The sequence below is a fragment of the Petrocella sp. genome, from assembly GCF_059865615.1.
Window position 1 is genome coordinate 1 of the sequence record NZ_JCBCDA010000105.1, and the last position, 14,604, is coordinate 14,604.

12 protein-coding genes and 1 other annotated feature are annotated in these 14,604 nt (G+C 37.9%); of the genes, 1 reads left to right on the forward strand and 11 read right to left on the reverse strand.

What is annotated here, in order from left to right:
* Nucleotides 1-145: 145 nt before the first annotated feature.
* Nucleotides 146-1,570: a hypothetical protein gene (locus AC6F8J_RS11280; RefSeq protein WP_500723430.1), complete on the reverse strand. Its 1,425-nt coding sequence runs from the start codon at nucleotides 1,568-1,570 to the stop codon at nucleotides 146-148.
* 134 nt (nucleotides 1,571-1,704) lie between these two features.
* Here AC6F8J_RS11280 and AC6F8J_RS11285 point away from each other — a divergent pair, with 134 nt between their 5' ends.
* Complete coding sequence (locus AC6F8J_RS11285) at nucleotides 1,705-2,400, forward strand: DUF2161 family putative PD-(D/E)XK-type phosphodiesterase (RefSeq protein ID WP_500723431.1); 696 nt, start codon at nucleotides 1,705-1,707, stop codon at nucleotides 2,398-2,400.
* A 59-nt stretch (nucleotides 2,401-2,459) separates the two neighbouring features.
* Here AC6F8J_RS11285 and rpsA read toward each other — a convergent pair whose 3' ends face one another.
* The 10 genes from rpsA to AC6F8J_RS11335 all read right to left on the reverse strand — a co-directional run bounded on the left by rpsA (nucleotide 2,460) and on the right by AC6F8J_RS11335 (nucleotide 14,585).
* Nucleotides 2,460-3,821 carry a 30S ribosomal protein S1 gene (rpsA, locus tag AC6F8J_RS11290; RefSeq protein ID WP_500723432.1) on the reverse strand — a complete coding sequence of 454 codons (1,362 nt, stop codon included), beginning with the start codon at nucleotides 3,819-3,821 and terminating at the stop codon, nucleotides 2,460-2,462.
* 648 nt (nucleotides 3,822-4,469) lie between these two features.
* Nucleotides 4,470-6,125 (reverse strand): biosynthetic-type acetolactate synthase large subunit, encoded by a 1,656-nt coding sequence (gene ilvB / locus AC6F8J_RS11295; protein WP_500723433.1) that lies wholly within the window; start codon nucleotides 6,123-6,125, stop codon nucleotides 4,470-4,472.
* Between the two features lie 10 nt (nucleotides 6,126-6,135).
* Nucleotides 6,136-7,794 (reverse strand): dihydroxy-acid dehydratase, encoded by a 1,659-nt coding sequence (gene ilvD / locus AC6F8J_RS11300; protein WP_500723434.1) that lies wholly within the window; start codon nucleotides 7,792-7,794, stop codon nucleotides 6,136-6,138.
* Between the two features lie 229 nt (nucleotides 7,795-8,023).
* Nucleotides 8,024-9,097 (reverse strand): 3-isopropylmalate dehydrogenase, encoded by a 1,074-nt coding sequence (leuB, locus tag AC6F8J_RS11305; protein WP_500723435.1) that lies wholly within the window; start codon nucleotides 9,095-9,097, stop codon nucleotides 8,024-8,026.
* Nucleotides 9,098-9,109: 12 nt separating this feature from the next.
* Nucleotides 9,110-10,699 carry a citramalate synthase gene (cimA, locus tag AC6F8J_RS11310; RefSeq protein ID WP_500723436.1) on the reverse strand — a complete coding sequence of 530 codons (1,590 nt, stop codon included), beginning with the start codon at nucleotides 10,697-10,699 and terminating at the stop codon, nucleotides 9,110-9,112.
* A gap of 98 nt (nucleotides 10,700-10,797) precedes the next feature.
* Nucleotides 10,798-11,787, reverse strand: coding sequence for a ketol-acid reductoisomerase (gene ilvC / locus AC6F8J_RS11315; protein WP_500723437.1), 990 nt, complete (start codon nucleotides 11,785-11,787; stop codon nucleotides 10,798-10,800).
* A 53-nt stretch (nucleotides 11,788-11,840) separates the two neighbouring features.
* A complete protein-coding gene (ilvN, locus tag AC6F8J_RS11320) occupies nucleotides 11,841-12,347 on the reverse strand; it encodes an acetolactate synthase small subunit (RefSeq protein ID WP_500723438.1) in 507 nt (168 codons plus the stop codon).
* 185 nt (nucleotides 12,348-12,532) lie between these two features.
* Nucleotides 12,533-12,759, reverse strand: a binding site (T-box leader).
* A 135-nt stretch (nucleotides 12,760-12,894) separates the two neighbouring features.
* Nucleotides 12,895-13,338 (reverse strand): hypothetical protein, encoded by a 444-nt coding sequence (locus AC6F8J_RS11325; protein ID WP_500723439.1) that lies wholly within the window; start codon nucleotides 13,336-13,338, stop codon nucleotides 12,895-12,897.
* Nucleotides 13,339-13,369: 31 nt separating this feature from the next.
* Entirely contained in the window at nucleotides 13,370-14,080 is a 711-nt protein-coding gene (locus tag AC6F8J_RS11330) for an ExbD/TolR family protein (protein ID WP_500723440.1), read from the reverse strand.
* Nucleotides 14,067-14,585, reverse strand: a complete 519-nt coding sequence (locus AC6F8J_RS11335; RefSeq protein ID WP_500723441.1) for a MotA/TolQ/ExbB proton channel family protein — start codon at nucleotides 14,583-14,585, stop codon at nucleotides 14,067-14,069. Before AC6F8J_RS11335 ends, AC6F8J_RS11330 begins: the two co-directional genes overlap by 14 nt.
* Nucleotides 14,586-14,604 lie beyond the last annotated feature (19 nt).

Genomic DNA, 14,604 nt, shown 5'->3' on the forward strand with positions numbered 1-14,604 from the left:
AACCGACTTAATACAACCTTGATTAAAGGGTCAAAACTAAGTTTCACTAAATTCGCCTACCATATGTAGATTACGTTGATACATTCATAACTACATATGGTAGGTGAAAGTTCAACTATATAGTTTTGACGCCTTAACCAACCTTTTAATATTCTATCATGAGACTTCTAATGGCCGCCATAGAACCCATTTTCTCTTTTTGGTCTTTACAGTCTTCCATTACTTCCCGGATATATTTTTCAATTTCTTCTGGGCTTTTGTGAAACACACTTAATACACTAAGGATATTGGCTTTGCGAGCTCGTTTTTGCCATCTACCATCTTTTTGGCTGATATGGTCTAGTTTTTTAATGAAGGCTTCTATATGTGTCATTAATAATGGCGTATCAACTATTTCTAGGTCTTCTAATGGATTTGTCAGAGGTGCAAAATAGCTTGATGACATGAGCGTATGTATTTTTGAAAGACCATCTATTGCTTGTGCCAGATTAAGATTAATTATTTCATTTGAATACCCTTGCTTGATTTCATGGATTAATCCATCCCATCTGCTATTATCCACGCGCTTGTCTTCAAAACTGATACTGAGGGTATCCAGTTGGTTCACTAAAAATGCATCCACGATATGCTCTTCGTGGCGTCTTTTATGCATATACTTAATGGTTTCTACAAAATGATCTCGTATTGCTTTTTTTTGTTCATAGCTTTCCTTACTTAAACAATTAAGAATCCCCAAAATGTTATTTATTATCCTTACCCCATATGTATAAAGACTTACACAGGATTCCAATAATCTTTTTATCCTTTCCACCTCTTCAAATAACCTAGATACCTCTGCTTCTTCTATATCGTTCTCATACAGTTTTTCAAATGCTTTTATATCCTCGTAAACGGATGTCATTACTAGGCCATATCCCTTGACCAATTCAGGCGCATAGGTTTCTTCCATATAAATCAGATAATTATCGATATCCTTCTTATGCATACCTGTCAGACCCAATAAAGCCTGTTCAATCCATTCTTGGAACCTGATTTTGCTCATACGAATAGGTAATTGTCCATATACAGACTTGATACGATTGTTGATGGTCATATTATCTTCATATTCAAATAAATATGCCATTATTTCCATGACCAATTGGTCATCTGTACTATGTCTTTCTAACATTTCCCTTTCAGGATATTTTCTTCTAAGAATATATTCATATTGCTTGATCTGATCATCATAGCCTGCGAGTACGGCCACCTGATCTGATAAGATATCTCTATACTTACCTAACCTATATATGATAGCTTCTTTTTTCTCTATAGACGGAACCAACCATTTCTCCGGTTCTGACATGGTTTCTTGAATGTCTATTATTATTTCTTTTAATTGTAAGTCCTTCTCCAGTAATTTCTTTGTCTCATGTTCACCTATGACTTCAATAAATGTCAGGTATTCCATGACAAGATTGGAAGCTAAGAATTCCAAATAATGAGACTGTCCTTCTGCAACAATTGTTCTCAAAGTAGTCTCAAAATTTTTTTGACTTTTCATTGATTTTTTCAAGGTATCTATTGTCTTCATTCTATACCACCTTTGTTGTTTTTTCATAGTGTATCAAGGTATATATTAGCATACAATTATGATATAATCTAGGTGAAATACATAACCCTTTCCTAGTGACCGGCAAGCTATAATACCTTGAATGGAGTAATCTCGTGGAAGAAAAAGAACTGTACCCAGCAATAAAAGCTTTTTTTCAATCTCAATCTTATGACGTTTTTGGTGAAGTCAAAGATATTGATGTTGTTGCCAAGTCCGGTGATAATATCGTTGCAATCGAGTTAAAAACATCTCTGAATCTTGAACTCATACTTCAAGGTTCTAAAAGGCAACGCTTAACAGACGATGTCTTTTTAGCCATACCAAAGCCAACTGGTCGCATGACAAGAGGTAAATCTTTTAGGGATAAACTTCATCTCGTTAAGCGACTTGGACTTGGCCTTCTTTATGTTGACACATCTCTTAATCCTAATAAAGTGATTGTGGCTTTTGAACCCAAACTGTTGGATATCAAACTAAGTCAACAACGTTTCAAAAAAAAACGAGAAACACTGTTCAAAGAGCTTGAAGCGAGGCATACCGATTACAATGTCGGCGGAAGTCGAGGTAAGATTATAACCGCCTATAAAGAGGCCTCATTAAGAATCTTAAAAATATTGGAAGACGGCTTACCCCATACTACCAAAGATATTCGTCATTTATCCGGAATCAAGAAGTCCACAACCATACTATATAGAAACCATCATGGTTGGTATGAAAATGTTAAACGCGGTGTTTATTGTATCAGTCCTCAAGGAGAAAAAGCACTAAAAGAGCATGCGTTGATTATCAAAAGCCATCAAGATATCTAGCCTTGATGGCTTTTGATGTTTTTCCTATCAACCCTACTATTATTACCCTTGTTTTATCTCTATTTGAATTTATCTTTGAATTTTGCAAATACATTTTCAAGACTTGTTGTGGCTTCTTGATTATCTGAATATGCCTTTAAGTCCACTGCCGCTTGTTCATTTTTTGCTGCTTTAATACTAAGTGCTATTTTTTGTTTGTCACTGTCAATGTTGAGGACTTTGACTTTGACCTTGTCACCCACTGTCAATACATCTTGTGGTTGATTAATACGATCTTCACTAATCTCTGATATGTGTACAAGCCCTTCAATGCCATCGTTTAATTTTACAAACGCTCCGAAATTCATCAGTCTTACAATCTCTGCTTCATAGACCTTACCAATACCATAATACTCAAATATATTGTCCCATGGGTTGTTATCGATGTTCTTTAGCCCTAAAGATATCTTTCGACTTTTTGTGTCGACTTCATTGACATAAACTTCAACAACATCCCCTTCTTTCATAACTTCTGAAGGATGTTTTATGCGCTTCCAACTCATTTCATTAATATGTAATAAGCCATCTACACCACCAAGGTCTATGAAAGCCCCAAAGTTCATTAATTTTTTGACTGTTCCGGTGAATACTTGATCTTTTTTTAGATTCTCAAAGAAATTTTCTTTTGCTATTTCTCTTTCTTTTTTGTCGATTTCTTTATGAGAAATAATGACTTTACGATCTGATCTATCAAAATCAACCACTTGTACTTCTAATTCTTTTCCTACAAATTCGCTCAAGTCCGCCACATAGGCTACGGAGATCATTGAGGCAGGCATAAAAGCTCTTACACCTTTAATATCTGATAAAACACCGCCTTTAACCACTTCGGTGATGGTTGTCATAAAGCTTGTTTTATCCGTAAAATATGTTTCTAACCGATCCCATACAATGATTTGGTCTGCCTTTTTTAATGATAACCTTACATTGCCTTCACCATCATTGGTGCTTAGCACTTCTGCCTTAAGTTCATCGCCGACTTGATATACTTCTCCTATCGGTTGGCCTGGTTTAAGGTGCAGGTCTTCTCTACCAATGAGGCCGTCTGCCACATAGTCTAAGTTGACGATGATCTCATCCTCATTCACACTGATAATGCTACAGTCCACAATGTCACCTGTTCCAACACGTTTCATGGAAGCATCAATTTCTTTAGCATAATCGTCCATGCTTTCAGTCTCCAATTCAAGTGATTCCGGTGCCGCTTCTACTACATCTGTTACATCTGTTTCTACTTCTTCAACTACAACTTCTTTTACTTCTTCTTTTACTTCTTCTTCTGCTTCAACTTCTGCTTCATTGGAATCAATCGGTGTCTCTAAAGATTCTTTCTTTTCTGAGTCAGCCTGAATTTCCAGTTGCTCTTTATTCATATCTTCCATTTTGTGCCCCTTCCTACTTTCTTGGTGATTTATTTATGACAAACAAATCACCTACACTATTCTATATAATACCTTATAATCAAGGATTTGAAAACCCTTAGAATCAATATTGAAAAATCAACGTTAATTCATCTTTCTTCATTCATTCATGGTTCTTCCTGTTTTCTTTGATCATAAGATGCATCATAGGGTATGGGTTATTTTTCCGGTACCTGTTTTGGCACACCCCAAAAAATCTCGTCCTTCTAATAAAGGTGGAATTGCTTCTTATTAAGGAAGGTATTATCCCTAAATTATTAAATTTCATTGCTTAACTATGCCAATCTTTTATTATTTTCGTCATCTTGTAACTTTTTTCTTTATTGCGTTTATATTATAGCATTAGATGATCCATTACTCAATTAAAATACTTTCTACCTATCCCTAGAACAAAGAGGCTACGCCTCGTTTTGCAAAGCAAATTGTTCCGGTAGGAAAGATTTCCTTGATTTTTAATGCGACGCTTCAACGCATTAACATGGCATATACTTTCCTATAGTAGAACAAAATGCAATAAGTCTCTTAGTTTAATTCACCAAAAGACTTATTACTGTATTATCTTATAGATTTATTTTTCTGTTCTAGATTGCAACTAGCAAATAGACACATCTATTCGGTTATTAAATCATCAATTGGCGCGCCTGGAGCTACCATTGGATATACCATTTCATCCATGTGAATGACCACGTTGATGATGACCGGTCCTTCCATCTCAAGTGCTTTCTTAAGTAAAGGCTCAACATCCTCTTTTGTGGTTATGTTGATCGCCTTACATCCAAAGGCATCTGCCAAGCTGTCATAATTAATATCCGTCAGATGGGTGAAGGAATAGCGATTGTCATAAAAAATAGTTTGCCATTGTCGTACCATTCCTAATACACTGTTGTTGATGACCATGACCTTGATGGGTAGGTTGTATCGAACTGCCGTAATCATCTCATTCAAGTTCATTCTAAAGCTACCGTCACCAGCAATGTTGACAACCAACTTATCCGGATTTCCTGCTTGAGCACCTAGAGCAGCTCCTGTACCGTAGCCCATGGTTCCAAGACCTCCAGAAGTAATAAACATCTTAGGATCTTTGAACTTGTAGTACTGAGATGCCCACATTTGGTGTTGACCTACTTCAGTGGTGATGATGGCATCGCCCTTTGTTAGTTCATAGAGCTTTTCTATAGCATATTGTCCAGTTAAACCTTCCGGGTAAACCAATGGAAATTTATCACTGATTTCTTTGATTTCCGCGAGCCAAGGTTCATGATGTTGTTTGTGTAACATGGTATTAAGGCGCATGAGCACTTCTTTAACATCACCAACAATAAAATGGTCTACCTTTACATTTTTATTAATTTCTGCTGGGTCTATATCAATATGGATGACTTTTGCATTCATTGCGAATTTAGCCGTATTACCCGTAACACGATCACTGAATCTTGCACCAATGGCAATCAAAAGATCACAGCTTTGAACACCAATATTGGAGGCTTTTGTCCCATGCATCCCAATCATACCTGTATAGAGTTCATGTTGACCAGGGAAACCACCCATGCCCATCAAGCTACAAGTCACCGGTGCCTGGACCAACTCTGCAAAATGAACTGCTTCTTCTTTAGCGTCTGAGATTGTCACCCCACCACCTGCAAAGATATAGGGTTTTTCAGATTCTTCTATCATTTTGATAACTTTTTCCAAATCCTCTTGAGTAATGGCTTCTGTTTCTCTAATGATAGGTCTTGGCACTTTATATTCATACGGTGCTTTATTAATAGAGACATCTTTGGGAATATCAATTAATACAGGTCCCGGACGTCCTTCATTAGCAATGTAAAAAGCTTCCCTAATTACATCTGCAAGATCGTTCACATCTCTTACTATATAATTATGTTTTGTAATCGGTGCTGTTATACCTGTAACATCAATCTCTTGAAATGAATCTTTTCCAAGAAGACTAACTGGAACATTGCCTGTTATGGCCACCAAAGGAACTGAATCCATGTAGGCCGTGGCTATACCTGTCACTAAATTAGTTGCACCAGGACCTGAAGTTGCTATACAGACGCCTGTTCTGCCTGTGCTTCTTGAATATGCATCCGCGGCATGAGCCGCACCTTGTTCATGTGATGTTAGTATATGTTTAAAATTGTCCTTTTGTCTAAAGAGTTCATCATAAATATATAATACGGCGCCACCGGGAAAGCCAAATACTGTATCTACACCTTGCTCTTTTAAACATTCCATCAATATTTGTGAGCCTGTTAATTCCATGCTATACCTCCTATTTTAATATTGCACCTGTACTTGCAGAAGTAACAAGTCTTGCGTATCTTGCTACATATCCTGTTGTAATCTTAGGTGCTTTTGGTACAAATGTTTTTCTGCGTTCTTCTAACGCCTGTTCTGTTACATCCAACTCTATCGTTCCGGCCGGAATATCAATCTTAATGACGTCACCTTCTCTGACTAGGCCAATATTACCGCCTTCAGCCGCTTCAGGAGAAATATGGCCTATGGCTGCACCTTTTGTAGCACCGCTAAATCGGCCATCTGTCATCAACGCCACTTGCTTATCCAGTTGCATGCCAGCTAGAGCTGATGTGGGGGCCAACATTTCTCTCATTCCCGGTCCACCTTTTGGTCCTTCGTAGCGTATAACCACCACGTCCCCAGCAACAATATTTCCTGCATAAATAGCTTTTATAGCATCATCTTCAGAGTCGAAAACTCTAGCCGGTCCACTATGAACCAACATCTCAGGAGATACTGCTGATTTCTTAACCACACATCCATCCGGTGCTAAGTTACCTTTTAACACGGCTATACCACCTGTTGGACTATAGGGATCACTTGCTGAACGAATAACTCTTGTGTCACGATTAACAACCCTCATGATGTTTTCTTCAACCGTGCGACCATTCACTGTTGGTAAGTCTGTATGAATAAGGTCTATACTGGCCAGTTCTTTAATGACTGCCTGAATACCGCCGGCCTTATAGAGATCCTGTATATGATGGGGTCCAGCCGGTGCCAACTTACACAAATTGGGCGTTTTAGCACTGATAATGTTGGCCATCTCAAGATTAAGTTCTACGCCCGCTTCATGGGCAATTGCAGGTAGATGTAGCATTGTATTGGTGCTGCAGCCTAGCGCCATATCTACAGTTAAAGCATTTTCAAAAGCTTTAGCTGACATAATGTCTCTTGGCTTTATGTTCTTTTCTAACATTTCCATCACCTGTATACCCGCTTGTTTAGCCAATCGGATACGTTCAGCATATACGGCAGGAATGGTTCCATTACCTGGAAGTCCCATACCAATAGCTTCTGTTAAGCAATTCATACTGTTTGCAGTAAACATACCTGAACAAGAGCCACAAGTCGGACAAGCCGAATCTTCACATGCATACACTTCTTCTTCTGACATTGTCCCAGCTTTATAGGCACCGACTGCTTCAAAGACTGAATTAAGATCGATGTATTTGCCGTCTTTTTCAACGGATAACATAGGGCCACCACTAACAAATACAGCAGGTACATTGATTCTAGCTGCTGCCATTAACATAGCCGGTACAACTTTATCACAATTTGGTATAAACACCAATGCATCTAATCCATGTGCTAAGGCCATCGTTTCTATGGTGTCTGCTATCAATTCTCTTGATGATAAAGAATAGTGCATGCCACCATGACCCATGGCAATTCCATCACATACGGCAATGGTAGAAAACTCCAAAGGTGTTCCGCCTGCTATGAGAACACCTGTTTTTGCTGCATCTGCTATCGTATCTAAATGTATATGACCCGGTACGATATCGTTTTGTGAGTTAACAATACCGATTAATGGTCTACTTATTTCTTCGTTCGTATAACCCATAGCCTTAAATAGGGATCTATGTGGTGCTCGCTCAATGCCACCTTTGACTTGGTCACTTCTCATTTTTTCCACCATGCCTCTCAAAATTCTATTAATAATTATCGTAATTTATGGTTAGAGTGTCAAAACTATATGGTTGAACCTTTACATGCAATATAACCTATATGTTGTATGTAATTAAGAAAAACTTTGTTTTGACACTTTAGCCATGTCTATAGTGAAAGCACTAATATATTTTTATTGATATCGATTATCACTTATATTATATACGGTTATGCTTGAACTTGCAAGTCTATAGATGTTCAAGCAGTAAAGCACCCATTTTCTGAGTACCGACCAAGGTACAGCCTTCACTCATAATGTCTCCTGTTCTGTTTCCGGCTTCAAGGACTTTTGCCACAGCTTGCTCTACGGCATCCGCTTCTGCTTCAAGGTTAAAAGAGTATCTCAACATCATAGCTATGGATAAAACAGTTGCAATTGGATTGGCTTTGTCTTGTCCTGCTATATCCGGTGCTGAGCCATGAATCGGTTCATACATGCCGATGCCGCTTTCTCCAAGACTTGCAGATGGCAACATACCAATAGATCCGGTAATCATACTTGCTTCATCTGATAATATGTCACCAAACATATTTCCGGTTACGATAACATCAAATTGTTTTGGATTAATAACCAACTGCATGGCTGCATTGTCTACGTATAAATGGTTTAATTCAATGTCTGGATAATCAAGGGCTACTTTTTCAACTACTTTTCTCCACAGCTTGGAATTGTCAAGCACATTGGCTTTATCCACACTGGTTACTTTTTTATTTCTTGTTCTCGCAATCTCAAAAGCACGTATGGCTATTCTTTCAACTTCTTTCTCTGAATACTTCATGGTATCATACATATATTCACCCATATCACCAAAGCCATGACCTCTGTCGCCAAAATAAATGCCACCAGTCAGTTCTCTTACAACAACGATATCAATGCCGTCTCCACCTATAACTCTATCTTTTAACGGGCAGGCGTCTCTTAATTCATTATACATAATGGCCGGTCTGATATTAGCAAACAAACCGAGCGCAGCTCTTAAACCTAATAAGGCTTTTTCCGGACGATCTCCACTGGTTAAGCTGTCCCATTTCGGACCACCTACTGCCCCTAATATTACGGCATCTGAAGCTTTGCAGACTGTAACCGTCTCATCTGGCAGGGAGTGACCTACAGCATCAATGGCTGCGCCTCCGGCTAATACTTCTGTATACTTAAATGTGTGTCCAAATTTCTCACCTACTTGATCTAGCACCAATAGTGCTTGGTCAACAATATCAGGTCCAATGCCGTCTCCTTTAATTACTGCTATGTTATAGTTCATATTGGTCTCCTTCTACATATATGCTTTCATTTTTTCTTCTATGTCTTTTAGTAGTTTTATTTCTATTGAATCCACCATGGCTATAAGACTTGCTTCAACAATATCTGTTGAAACGCCTACATTTGTCCAGTCTCTCGTTCCATCTGTGGATGTTATTAGTACTCTAACTTTAGCTGCACTGGCTTCTTTTCCGTCAAGAACCCTTACTTTGTAGTCAATAAGGTGTACTTTCTTAAGTTCTGGATAGAAATCTTCCAAGGCTTCTCTTAGGGCTTTATCCAATGCATTAACTGGTCCATCCCCTTCTGCTGCTACCATTTTGGATTGTCCTTCAACATTGACTTTTACCATTGCATACGCACTAAATATGCTACTGGCGTCCGGACGTTCTCCCATGGTTTTAAAGTTTTCTAGTTCAAAAAAAGGCTTGTATTTGCCAAGGTGTTTACGAATAACCAGTTCAAATGTACTTTCTGCGCCTTCAAATTGATAACCTTCATGCTCAAGCTCTTTTAATTTTTTCATGATTATTCCGGTTTCCGGTGAGTCTTTTTTTACATCTGGTGCTATCTTTTGTATTTTTTTAAGTATGGAACTTCGACCTGCCACTTCTGACATTAAAAATCTTCTTGAATTTCCAACCAAACTCGGATCGATGTGCTCAAAGCTTTTCGAATTCTTATTAACCCCATCAATATGCATACCACCTTTGTGGGTAAATGCTTTTCTACCAATAAAGGGTGCTTGCTCATCCGGTGTTATATTGGCAATCTCAGAAATCAGTTTTGCGGATGACATAAGATTCTCCAGTTCACCTTTCAGAATACACTTCTTTCCCATCTTTAGCTCCAGACTCGGAATGATGGTTGAAAGATTTGCGTTGCCACATCTTTCACCAAAACCTACAAAAGTGCCTTGAACCTGGACAGCACCAGCTTCTACCGCCATCAGCGAATTGGCTACTGCCACACCGCTGTCGTTATGGGCATGAATGCCAATTACCATATCTTTAAAGGTTTCGCCTATTTTTTTTGTAATATTATATATCTCCATAGGTAGGGATCCGCCATTGGTATCACAAAGAATAAGTCTTTTAGCACCACCTTTGCAGGCTGCTTCTATGGTCTTAAGAGCATACGCTTCATTATTCTTATAACCGTCATAAAAGTGCTCTGCATCATAGGTCACTTCTTTACCTTTTTCTATCATAAAACGAATGGTTTCTTCTATCATCATTAAGTTTTCTTCTAAAGTCGTGTTAATGACGTCTGTAACATGAAAATCCCAGCTCTTCCCAAAAATTGCAATGTGTTTGGTGCCTGCTGCTAACATTGATTGTACGTTGGCATCATCTTCCACTTTGATGTCACGTCGTCTTGTTGATCCAAATGCAACTATTGCTGAATGCTTAAGTTCAAGATGCTTGATTTCTTGAAAAAATTCCAAATCTTTTGGGTTGGATCCCGGATTCCCTGCTTCAATAAATGGTATACCCATATCATCTAACGCTTTTACAATCTTCAGTTTGTCATTGACCGAAAAAGAGATTCCCTCACTTTGAGCACCGTCTCTTAGGGTTGAATCATATATTTCTATCATCATTGCCATACCTCCAAGCCTTGTTGGGTATCTGTTTTTAAAAATCTGATAACCACATGCCTAGTGATTATCAGATTTTCTTTTACATACGATAGGATTGCTTATTTCATCCAACTCATCATTTTTCTCAACTCCGCACCAACCACTTCTATCTGAAGCTCAGATTCAATTCTTCTTCTGGAATTAAATGCCGGTCTGTTTGCTTTGTTTTCTAATATCCATCGTTGTGCAAAAGTACCGTCTTGTATTTCACCAAGTACTTTTTTCATTTCTTTCTTTGTCTCATCTGTAATGATACGTTTTCCGATGGAATAATCTCCAAACTCTGCTGTGTCTGAGATAGAATATCTCATAAAGCTTAATCCGCCTTTATTGACAAGGTCAATAATCAATTTCATCTCATGTACACATTCAAAATAAGCACTTTCCGGTTGATAACCTGCTTCTACCAACGTCTCAAATCCGGCTTTCATCAATTCTGAAACACCACCACAAAGTACGGCCTGCTCACCGAAAAGATCTGTTTCTGTTTCTTCTTTAAAGGTAGTCTCAAGGATACCTGCTCTTGCACCACCTATGCCTGCTGCGTAAGCTAAAGCTCTCGCTTCTGCATTACCTGTTGCATCTTGGTGAATCGCAACTAGACATGGGACTCCTTTACCTTCTTCATATTGATATCTTACAGTGTGTCCGGGACCTTTTGGTGCAACCATGAATACATCCACATCTTCCGGCGGTAGTATTTGTCCGTAATGGATATTAAAGCCATGTGCAAATACCAACGCATTGCCAGCTTCAAGATTTGGCGCTATATCTTGCTTATAAACATCACCTTGTTTTTCATCGGGCAATAAGATCATAATTACATCTGCTTCTTTTGTCGCTTCTGCTGCTGTTGCCACTTTTAATCCATCTTTTTCTGCAATCGGCCAAGATTTACTACCTTCATATAAGCCTACCACAACATTAACACCTGAATCTTTTAAGTTACGAGCATGAGCATGGCCTTGTGAGCCATATCCAATTACAGCTACCGTTTTTCCATCTAATAAGGATATATTACAGTCCGATTCATAAAACATTTTTGCCATTTTTAATTCCTCCATTAATATCGAAGCGTTTTACACAAAGGTATACGCTCATTCTATTTATTGATGTCATCTTTGATTTCATGGTTACCTTTTTGTAATGCTATTAATCCAGTTCGTGTTAATTCCTTAATACCATAGGGTTCAAGTAAATTAATGAACGTATTAATCTCGGATGTATCCCCTGTGACTTCAACTGTGATGGCTTCTGTTGCAGCATCAATAATTTCACCTTCAAACATATCAATGATACCTATGATCTCAATTCTTGTCTTGCTTTCTGCTTTCACTTTAACAAGGGCTAATTCCTTATACACAGAAAATTCAGCGTTCAGTTCTTTAATGTATAAAACATCATGGAGTTTATCCAGTTGTTTCGTAATCTGGTCTATAATTAAATCGTCTCCATGGGCAACCAATGTCATCCTTGATATCTCAGGATGTTCTGTTTCACCAACAGACAAACTGTCAATGTTAAAGCCTCTGCGACTGAACAACCCTGCAACGCGACTTAAAACGCCTGAATGGTTACTCACCAATACTGATAATACATGTCTACTCATTCCTATTCCTCCTCTTATGATCAGGTGTTTGGACTTCATACCTAAATAATTAACTTTTATATTCGTGTTTAGCGTATTAATGTGCTAAATAATGCTATTATATCATATGCTTTTTGCTTTTACCATGCTTAATATATTATGAAAATAAGACACTCCTAAAGAAAAAAAACGTCCCTACAGTATACTGTAGGGACGTGAACACTCACGCGGTACCACCCTAGTTGCCGCTTTAGCGGCCACTTATAAGATTCTATCAAATCTTAGCCTATAACGGAGCTTACCGTTTTCACTTACTGATCGTTCTGCGAAAAAGCTCAAGAGTGATTTAGATATAACTGTAGTATCGATTTTCACCAACCATCGATTCTCTGAATCTACGATGAAATAACCATTGCTCCATCATTGCATTTGTCTGACAATTCATTTTTGTTTCACTTATTGTATCAAGATTGTTACGCCTTGTCAATAGTTTATTCAACCTTGATCTTTTACTTTAATTCGTTACTCTTTTAACGTTTTTATTAAACAAACACCTTAACCCTATTCATCATTGTTCATAGTCTTCCGTTACGTTATATTTGATATTTACTTCATCCAACCACTTCACCAATGCATCAAAATCTCTACTTGTTGCAAAGCGATCGACCAGAATCACTTGACCACCCTCCACTACGTTCTCTTGTATCAGTGCTTTGATTTCTTCTAAATTATGGGTTTTTTCATCATATTCAAATTCTGAAGCGTTGACCACTATTTCTAGCGTTTGTATGTTTACTTCTTCTATGGTCTCATCCGACTCATAGGATATTTTCAAAGGCCCGTCACCATCCCCATAGAACCTAAATGGGCTAATGCCTAAATAGCCGTTTCCTATGAGTATTAATAAAACAATAATAACAATTAATAAAATAAACAGTAGCTTTTTAGACCATTTTTTCCGTCTTTGTTTTTTTCTTTCATCTTTTCGTATTGCTTTCTCGTTTTGCTCCATATGTATCCTCCTGGCTTTCCTTGGGACTTGTTTATTCATAACGAATATATTTGTTAATCATATAATAATCTTTATTAAAACTTAACTGAAGTCGGTTTGAAGCCTCTTGAAGTACGTTCGTAGCCGCTCGCGTTACTTCATCTTCTGAAACCAGCGTAACAAATACGAAACTGTACCCCCCTTGCCTATGGTCTAACCAATTAAGAATATGACTTGAAAGACTTGCTATTTTCTCACTTCGAACTTCTCTATCCATGACATCTGATAAATCAATATTAATGCCTGTATAACTGCCGTTTAGATAGGTTCGACCTCTGTCATTTGTTATCTTAATCTCAACAAATAGGTATTTATCTGCCACCTGCTGGTATTTCAGCCATGTATCCACTAAATCACCTTCATTAAGCATGGCTTCTAGGGAGCTTATGGTTTCAGGGTCTTCTAGATTCTGAATGTCCCTGTTTATCAGATTTTTTAGTGCTTCTGACATACCCTTTAGTCTGTCTTCTTGGTTTTGAACACGTTCTTCTTTAAGGTCTATTTGTTCTTCTAAAGTTGTTTTTTGATGCTTCAATATAGTTTTTTCTTGTTCCAAATCCACTATTTGAGCACCTTGATCTTCTATGACAGCTTCATCTTCTGCTTGGGCTACCGTCACATTCAAGATTAAGGCAAATAATAATATGAACACCACATCAAGAAGCGGTGTCATGTCGATGGCATACTCTCTATGTCTCTTCATTAAAGTCACCACGCTCATTAATCGTATCAATCCGTTTGATTAACAATTCAAAATCTTCACTGTTTAATTCGCTTTTAGACAATAAAGTTGTGTTGACACCTTTAAACCCAATAGCAAAAACCAACCCCCAAAAAGTGGAAGTCAGTGCGGTTGTGAAATTAAGGATAACGCCACCACCCTCTAAATCCACCATACCAAGCAAGGCTATAATGGTACCTAATATACCCAGCAAAGGAAATACAGAATGTATGGTGGATAGAATATTCATATACAATACTTCTTGGTCTCTAAGTTTCTTGATCTCATGAAGATTAATGGCTTTGTGATTGCCCTTCATATCTCTTAGAAAAACAGAAATGGGTATATAAATGGTAGGTTGTAGCTGGTTTTTTAGATCTTCACAGGCTTTGGCTGCTCTTGGGTATACAACAAAACCATTGAACAGGGCTAAAAGAAGTATAATTAAGTCGTAGCCCAGCAAGTTTTTTGCAATTATTGAAAACATACGTCACCTCAGTTGTTAT

Coding starts and splice junctions, on each gene's coding strand:
- AC6F8J_RS11280 (WP_500723430.1), bottom strand. CDS start 1,570: ATGAAGACAATAGATACCTTGAAAAAATCAATGAAAAGTCAAAAAAAT.
- rpsA (WP_500723432.1), bottom strand. CDS start 3,821: ATGGAAGATATGAATAAAGAGCAACTGGAAATTCAGGCTGACTCAGAA.
- ilvB (WP_500723433.1), bottom strand. CDS start 6,125: ATGGAATTAACAGGCTCACAAATATTGATGGAATGTTTAAAAGAGCAA.
- ilvD (WP_500723434.1), bottom strand. CDS start 7,794: ATGAGAAGTGACCAAGTCAAAGGTGGCATTGAGCGAGCACCACATAGA.
- leuB (WP_500723435.1), bottom strand. CDS start 9,097: ATGAACTATAACATAGCAGTAATTAAAGGAGACGGCATTGGACCTGAT.
- cimA (WP_500723436.1), bottom strand. CDS start 10,699: ATGATGATAGAAATATATGATTCAACCCTAAGAGACGGTGCTCAAAGT.
- ilvC (WP_500723437.1), bottom strand. CDS start 11,787: ATGGCAAAAATGTTTTATGAATCGGACTGTAATATATCCTTATTAGAT.
- ilvN (WP_500723438.1), bottom strand. CDS start 12,347: ATGAGTAGACATGTATTATCAGTATTGGTGAGTAACCATTCAGGCGTT.
- AC6F8J_RS11325 (WP_500723439.1), bottom strand. CDS start 13,338: ATGGAGCAAAACGAGAAAGCAATACGAAAAGATGAAAGAAAAAAACAA.
- AC6F8J_RS11330 (WP_500723440.1), bottom strand. CDS start 14,080: ATGAAGAGACATAGAGAGTATGCCATCGACATGACACCGCTTCTTGAT.
- AC6F8J_RS11335 (WP_500723441.1), bottom strand. CDS start 14,585: ATGTTTTCAATAATTGCAAAAAACTTGCTGGGCTACGACTTAATTATA.